Here is a 7,095-nt window from a genome sequence, read left to right as displayed (position 1 = left end):
GAGACCGGAGAATCGGCATCGACTGGAACAGGATCTCCTTCGACCAGAGTTCCTGCCTCGCAGCGCTCCGGCCCGCCTACGGCACCCGCACGGCCGTACGCCGACCAGCCTGACGCGTCCGTATATCGGAGCCGGGTCGGCGAAGTTGCCTACGTGTTAACGCAGTTGGTGGGGGTTTGCGGGGGTGTGTGCCTCGGATGCCACGACTTCCACCTCGAAGCCGTCGGTGTTCGCGAGATAGGCCGCATGGTGTTCGGGGCCGCCGGCGTGCGGGTAGCGGTCCGCGAAGAGCGGCCGCCAGCCGTGCGCGGGAGCCTCGGCGGCCAGCGCGTCGACCAGCGCCGGTGGCCCCGCGTGGAACGCGAGGTGGTTCAACCCCGGCCGCATGCGGTCGTGCCCGGCCGCGCTCATCGCCGGCGACTGCTCGACGACGAGTTACGTCGGGCCGAGCCGCCAGCTGCGGCCGTGTTCCCACTCCTGGTACGGGTGACAGCCGAGGCGTCCGAGGAGCCAGCCCCATTCACGGACCGCCCGCGGCAGGTCGGGAACCCACAGTTCGATGTGATGCAGCATCCAGGATCCTCGAACGCCGGTTCCCGGCACCCCGTTGCGGGGATGCCGGGAACCGGTGGGGACATCGGGTCGGCGGGTCAGGCCGCGTGGACCACGTCCTTTTCCTCTGCGAAGTGGCAGGCCGAGTCGTGGGCCGCCGGGGTGTCCGAGCCCTGGAAGCGCTCGGGGATGGCCAGGAGGGGGACCTCCTGGGCGCACTTGTCCTGGGCCTTCCAGCAGCGGGTGCGGAAGCGGCAGCCCGAGGGCGGGTTGGCCGGGGACGGGACGTCGCCGGTGAGGATGATCCGCTCGCGGCCCTCGCGGGACGCCGGGTCGGGGACCGGGACGGCCGACAGCAGCGCCTGAGTGTAGGGGTGCGTCGGGTGGTCGTAGATCTCCGTGTCCGAGCCGATCTCGGCCATCTTGCCGAGGTACATCACACCCACGCGGTCCGAGATGTGCCGGACGATCGACAGGTCGTGCGCGATGAAGAGATACGAGAGGTTGAACTCGTTCTGCAGCTTCTCCATCAGGTTGATGACCTGCGCCTGGACGGACACGTCCAGCGCGGAGACCGGCTCGTCGCAGATGATGATCTCGGGGTTGAGCGCCAGGCCGCGGGCGATGCCGATGCGCTGGCGCTGACCGCCCGAGAACTGGTGCGGGTAGCGGTTGATGTACTCGGGGTTGAGGCCGACGACGTCCAGGAGGTCCTGGACCTTGCGGCGGCGGTCACCCTTCGGGGCCACCTCGGGGTGGATGTCGAACGGCTCCCCGATGATGTCGCCCACCGTCATACGGGGGTTGAGCGAGGTGTACGGGTCCTGGAACACCATCTGGATGTTCCGGCGGACCGCCTTCAGCGCACGCCCGGACAGCTTGGTGATGTCCTGGCCCTTGTAGAAGACCTCGCCCGCGGTCGCCTTCTCCAGCATCATCAGCAGCTTGGCGACCGTGGACTTGCCACAGCCGGACTCGCCCACGATGCCGAGCGTCTCACCCTGGTAGAGGTCGAAGGAGACCCCGTCCACGGCCTTGACCGCGCCGATCTGACGCTTGAACAGGATGCCCTGGGTCAGCGGGAAGTGCTTGACCAGGTTGCGCACCTGCAGGATCGGCTCACCGCGCTCGACCGGCGCCTCGACGGCGGCCACGGCCTCCGCATCGCTGGCGGCCTCGACCGTCTCGACCTCGGTGACGTTGGGGGCGGCGTCCATGGACTCGTCCGTCTTGTCCAGCTCAGCCATGGATCGTCTCCTTCCAGAAGTGGCACGCGCTGCCGCGGCCGGGCAGCTCGCCGCCGTCGCGCTCGGTGACCGGGTTCAGCAGCGGGACGTCCGTACGGCAGATGTCCTGCGCCATGGGGCAGCGCGGGTTGAAGGCGCAACCGGACGGGATACGCGTCAGGTTGGGCGGGAGGCCCTTGATCGCGTACAGGTCCTGGCCCTTCTGGTCCAGGCGCGGGATCGACTCGAGCAGACCCTTGGTGTAGGGGTGCGCGGGCCGCTTGTACAGCTCGTGCACGGGCGCGGTCTCCACGATCCGGCCCGCGTACATCACGGCGATCTTGTCCGCGACGTCAGCGACCACGCCGAGGTCGTGGGTGATCAGGATCAGACCCATGTTGTACTCGCGCTGGAGCTCCGCGAGCAGGTCCATGACCTGGGCCTGGACCGTCACGTCGAGGGCCGTCGTCGGCTCGTCGGCGATGATCAGGTCCGGCTCCAGGGCGAGCGCCATCGCGATCATGATGCGCTGGCGCATACCGCCGGAGAACTGGTGCGGGTAGTCGCCGACGCGCTCCCTGGCGGCCGGGATCTTCACGCGGTCCATCAGCTCGATGGCCTTGGCCTTGGCGTCCTTCTTGCTCAGGCCCTGGTGGACGCGGAACATCTCGCCGAGCTGGTAGCCGACGGACAGCACCGGGTTCAGCGCGGACAGCGCGTCCTGGAAGATCATGGCGATCTTCCTGCCGCGGACCTTGCGCCGGGCGTCATTGGACATGGCGAGCATGTCCTCACCGCGGTAAAGGATCTGTCCCTTGGGGATCCGCCCGGGCGGCATGTCGAGGATGCCCATGATGGCCTGGGCGGTCACGGACTTGCCGGAGCCGGACTCACCGAGCACGGCGAGGGTCTCGCCGGAGCTCACGGTGTAGTTGACGCCGTTGACAGCCTTGGCCACACCGTCACGGGTGTGGAACTCGACGTGCAGGTCGCGTACTTCGAGCAGGGGAACGTCACCCTCGGCCGCGCCGCGCGGCTCGGGGACGTTCCGGGTCTTGTCTATGGTGGTCACGTACGCCCTCCTCAGCGCAGCTTCGGGTCAAGGGCGTCGCGGACCGCGTCGCCGAGCATGATGAACGCGAAGACCGTGAGGCTGAGCATGCCCGCCGGGAACAGCAGCGTGTGCGGGTTGTCCCGGATCACCCTGCTGCCCTCGGAGATGTCGATGCCCCACGAGATCGTCGGGTCGCTGAGGCCGAGGCCGAGGAACGACAGCGTCGCCTCCGCGGAGATGTAACCGCCGAGGGCGATCGTGGCCACGACGATGGTCGGCGCGACGGCATTCGGCATCACGTGACGGAACAGGATCCGCGGGGTGCCGGCGCCGAGCGCCCGGGCCGCCGTCACGTAGTCCGCCTGCTTGGCCGTGATCACCGAGCTGCGCATGACCCGCGCGATCGAGGTCCAGCCCAGGCAGGCCAGGGCCAGGATGACCACGTAGACCTTGCGCTCGGTGAAGGCGTTCAGGACGACCATGGTGCCGAGCAGGAACGGCAGGCCGAAGAAGATGTCGACGATCCGGGAGATCACCGAGTCGACCCAGCCTCCGAAGTAGCCCGCCAGCATGCCGAGCAGACCGCCGAGCAGCGTGACGGCCGCGGTGACGCAGACGCCGACGAGGATCGAGGCACGGGTGCCGTGGATGACGCGCGAGTAGATCGAGCGGCCCTGCTGGTCGTAGCCGAACCAGTCGGGCTGGAAGAAGTGCCCCAGCTCCGGCTTGCCCAGGTAGTGGTGGACGAGGTCGCCGCTGCGCGGGTCGACGCTGGTGAACATGCCCGGGAACGCGGCGATCACCAGCAGCAGGACCAGCAGCACCGAGGAGATCCAGAACATGGGCCGGTGCCGTAGGTCGTACCAGGCGTCGCCCCACAGGGAGCGGGGTTTCTCGCTCTTCTGCGTGCTCTCCTTGCCGGGGGCGTCGACGGCCGGCGGGGCGATGGCGTCCACGGTCACGGCGTCGGTGGTCTGGGCCTTGGTCACGTCAGGCATACCGGATCCTCGGGTCCAGGACCGCGTACAGCAGGTCGATGAGCAGGTTGATCAGGAGGATGACGAGGACGAGCACCGTCACCACACCCGTGACCGTCGAGCCCTCGCTCGTCTGGATCGCCCTGTAGAGGAGGTTGCCGACACCCTGGATGTTGAAGATGCCCTCGGTGATGACCGCGCCGCCGATGAAGCCGCCGACGTCGGTGCCGACGAAGGTGACGACCGGGATCAGCGAGTTGCGCAGCAGGTGGACACCGATGATGCGGCGCCGGGGCAGGCCCTTGGCGAGCGCGGTGCGCATGTAGTCGGCGCGCAGGTTCTCGGCGAAGGTCGTCCGGGTCAGCCGGGCCACGTAGGCCATGGACAACATGGCCAGGACGAACGCCGGCAGGAACAACTGCGAGTAGCTCGTGGAGTCCTGGACGTTGGGCGGCAGCCAGCCGAGTTCGTCGGCGAAGATGAACCGGGCGATGAAGCCGAGCACGAAGACCGGGATGGAGATCACCGTCAGGGTGAAGACCAGCACGCCGGTGTCGGCGGCCTTGCCGGCCCGCAGACCGGCCCACGCGCCCAGGCCCACACCGATGATGATCTCGATGGTGATGGCGAGCAGCGTCAGCCGCAGAGTCACCGGGAAGGCGTCGGCCATGAGGTCGATGACCGGGCGTCCGGCGAGGTTGTTGCCGAAGTCTCCCTTGAGGAGATTGACCATGTAGTGGAAGTACTGCTCGAGGACGGGCTTGTCGAAGCCGTACTCGCGCTTGATCTGCGCGATCTGTGCGGGATCGGGAGCCTTGTCCCCGTAGATGGCCCGGACCGGGTCGCCCGGCAGAATGTGGACCATCAGGAAGATCAACAGAGTTGTCCCGATGAAGATCGGGATCATCTGGAGCAGTCGCCTGGCGGCGTAGCGCCCCATCTTGCGCCTCCATGCCGTGAGGGGTCGGCGAGGCCTGCGCACTCATCTACCGCAGGTGAGGGGGTGAGGTGGAGGCCTGTGCCTACGGACCGGCGCCGCCGCTCCCCTTTGTGCGGGAGGGGCGGCACCGGTCTGCGGTCGTCTGGTTACTTCTGCTTGACCTGGATGGTGTCGAAGATCGGGTCACCGTCCTGGCCGTACTCGATCTTGCCCAGGATGTTCCTGGACTGACCGCTGTTGACCTTGTAGAACCAGAGCGGAATCGCCGGCATGTCCTTGGCGAGGAGCTGCTCCGCGTTCTGGTACAGCTTCACGGTCTCGTCGATCGAGCTGGCCTTGTCCGCCTCGGAGCTCAGCTTGTCGAACTCCTTATTGGAGTAACCGCTGGTGTTGCCGGCCGCCGTGGAGCCGTACAGGTCGCGCATGAAGTTCGAGTTGACCGGGTAGTCCAGCACCCAGCCACCGCGGTACATGGACTTCACGGCGTGCTTGTCACGGGCGTCGAGGTCGGCCTGGAAGGTCGGCTTCGGGTCGCCCGTGCACTCCACACCGGTGGACTTGCGGATCGAGTTGCAGACCGCGTCGACCCAGGGCTTGTGGTCCTGGTCGGCGTTGTACTGGATCTGGATCTTGTTGCCCGGGACTCCGCCACCCTCCTGGATGAGCTTCTTGGCCTGGGCCGGGTCGAACTTGACGATGTCGCCGAGCGCGCCCTTCTTGTAGCCGAGGACGCCCGGGGCGACGTAGGAGTCGGCCGGGGTACGCGTGCCCTGGAGGACGGTCTTGGTGATCGTCTGGCGGTCGATCGCCATGGACAGACCCTGGATGACCTTGGGGTCGAGGTCCTTGAACTGCTTGGTGTAGAACGCCGGGACGATCGACTGGACGGCCGAGTACGGCTCGTCGATGGCGCGGTCGCCGAGGTCCGTCTTGTAGTTCGTCAGCGCGGTGGTCGGGACCTGCTCGATCCAGTCCACGTTGTCCGAGCGCAGGTCCGAGTACGCGGCGTCGGCGGTCGTGTAGTTCTTGAAGTCGATGCCGCCGTTCTTGGCGACGTTCGGGCCCTTGTAGTCCGCGAACTTGCGGACCTTGATGAGCTTGTTGTGCTCCCAGGACACGAACTTGTACGGGCCGTTGCCGACCGGCTTCTGACCGAAGCCCTTCGGGTCCTTGAAGAAGGCCTCGGGCAGCGGCGCCCACACGTCGTAGCCCAGCTTGTACGCGAAGTACGAGACCGGCTGCGTCAGCTTGATCGTGAAGGTGTTGTCGTCGACGACCTTCAGACCCGACATCTTGTCGCTCTTCGGGTCACCCTTCTCCGGGTGCACGTCCTCGAAGCCGGCGATGTCCGCGAACCAGCTGGAGTTGGTCTGGTTGTTCTTGACGTTGGCGGACCAGTTCCAGGAGTCCACGTAGGACTTCGCGGTCACCGGGGTGCCGTCGTGGAACTTCCAGCCCGGCTTGAGCTTGACGGTCCACTCGGACGAGTCGTCGTTCGGCGTGACCGACTCGGCGTTGACGTACTCGAGCTTGCCGGTGCCGGGCTCGTAGTCGACCAGGCCGGCGAAGATCGTGCGCAGGACACGGCTGCCCTGGCTCTCCTTGGCGTTGGCCGGCTGGAGCGGGTTCTGAGGCTCGCTCAGCTGCGCAGTGACGATGCCGTTCGGGTCGGCCTTCCCCTTGTTCATGTCGTCGCCGGCACTGTCGTCGCCGCCGCCGCAGGCGGTAGCGGCCAGGGCGACGACTATCGCCCCCGCGACCCACTTGGCGCTCTTGGCACCGCGCATGGGTTCCTCCTATGAAGTCATTGGTTCACCGCGAAGGGAGCACACGACACATCACGGCCCCCGCCCGTCGCCGGTGCCGGAATTCGTCGAGTGCCCCCGCGCTCGTGAGTCGCGCCGCTGCCGGCTACTGACCCGTACATCCGAGCTCTACGCGCCTAACTATCTGCCAAACGCCAGGACCGAACCACACTCTCGAGGTCTCGGTTCGATCACAGCTCTCGCCTACATCTTCCAAAATCCGGACAAAGGGTTTGGTGAAAGATCCCTGCGAAACGGACTTGTTACACATCTATCGGTGTCGGCTGTCCGCATTCCGGACGTGAGAGTGAGATAAACCGCTTGCGACGTACCGTGGGTCCCGTGCAGGGTGCCACCGGAGTCTGTCGCGCGCTCAAGAAGCTTGTGCGGCAAGGCCGTTGCGCGTTCCCCGGGGTCGGGGACGCCTGGCGCTTCCGGAGCAGGGTAGTGGGAGAAAACCGCCCCTGACGGCTGTCACCGGCAAATCGAGGGTTTTCCCTAACCCTTTCCTTCGCGTTCCCCCTCCTACACACGACGGCAC

Annotated in this window: 5 protein-coding genes and 1 pseudogene; all 6 read right to left on the bottom strand. The window is 66.7% G+C overall.

Annotated features, from left to right (window positions below; genetic code table 11):
* Positions 1-156: 156 nt before the first annotated feature.
* Positions 157-573 (bottom strand): annotated as a pseudogene (locus tag ABZ281_RS30395) (VOC family protein).
* Positions 574-650: 77 nt separating this feature from the next.
* Positions 651-1,799, bottom strand: coding sequence for a dipeptide ABC transporter ATP-binding protein (locus tag ABZ281_RS30390; protein WP_356660645.1), 1,149 nt, complete (start codon positions 1,797-1,799; stop codon positions 651-653).
* Positions 1,792-2,850, bottom strand: a complete 1,059-nt coding sequence (locus ABZ281_RS30385) for an ABC transporter ATP-binding protein (RefSeq protein WP_356660643.1) — start codon at positions 2,848-2,850, stop codon at positions 1,792-1,794. The genes ABZ281_RS30390 and ABZ281_RS30385 overlap by 8 nt, the downstream gene beginning before the upstream one ends.
* 11 nt (positions 2,851-2,861) lie before the next feature.
* The gene (locus ABZ281_RS30380) at positions 2,862-3,830 is read right to left on the bottom strand and encodes an ABC transporter permease (RefSeq protein WP_356660641.1); all 969 of its coding nucleotides are present in this window, start codon (positions 3,828-3,830) and stop codon (positions 2,862-2,864) included.
* The gene (locus ABZ281_RS30375) at positions 3,823-4,749 is read right to left on the bottom strand and encodes an ABC transporter permease (protein ID WP_356660639.1); all 927 of its coding nucleotides are present in this window, start codon (positions 4,747-4,749) and stop codon (positions 3,823-3,825) included. The genes ABZ281_RS30380 and ABZ281_RS30375 overlap by 8 nt, the downstream gene beginning before the upstream one ends.
* A 146-nt stretch (positions 4,750-4,895) precedes the next feature.
* A complete protein-coding gene (locus tag ABZ281_RS30370; protein ID WP_356660637.1) occupies positions 4,896-6,536 on the bottom strand; it encodes an ABC transporter substrate-binding protein in 1,641 nt (546 codons plus the stop codon).
* Positions 6,537-7,095: the final 559 nt, after the last annotated feature.

It is taken from the genome of Streptomyces sp. NPDC006265, assembly GCF_040613555.1.
Lineage (GTDB): Bacteria > Actinomycetota > Actinomycetes > Streptomycetales > Streptomycetaceae > Streptomyces.
This window is presented reverse-complemented; position numbering and strand designations above follow the sequence as displayed.

Coding starts and splice junctions, on each gene's coding strand:
- ABZ281_RS30380 (WP_356660641.1), bottom strand. CDS start 3,830: ATGCCTGACGTGACCAAGGCCCAGACCACCGACGCCGTGACCGTGGAC.
- ABZ281_RS30390 (WP_356660645.1), bottom strand. CDS start 1,799: ATGGCTGAGCTGGACAAGACGGACGAGTCCATGGACGCCGCCCCCAAC.
- ABZ281_RS30375 (WP_356660639.1), bottom strand. CDS start 4,749: ATGGGGCGCTACGCCGCCAGGCGACTGCTCCAGATGATCCCGATCTTC.
- ABZ281_RS30370 (WP_356660637.1), bottom strand. CDS start 6,536: ATGCGCGGTGCCAAGAGCGCCAAGTGGGTCGCGGGGGCGATAGTCGTC.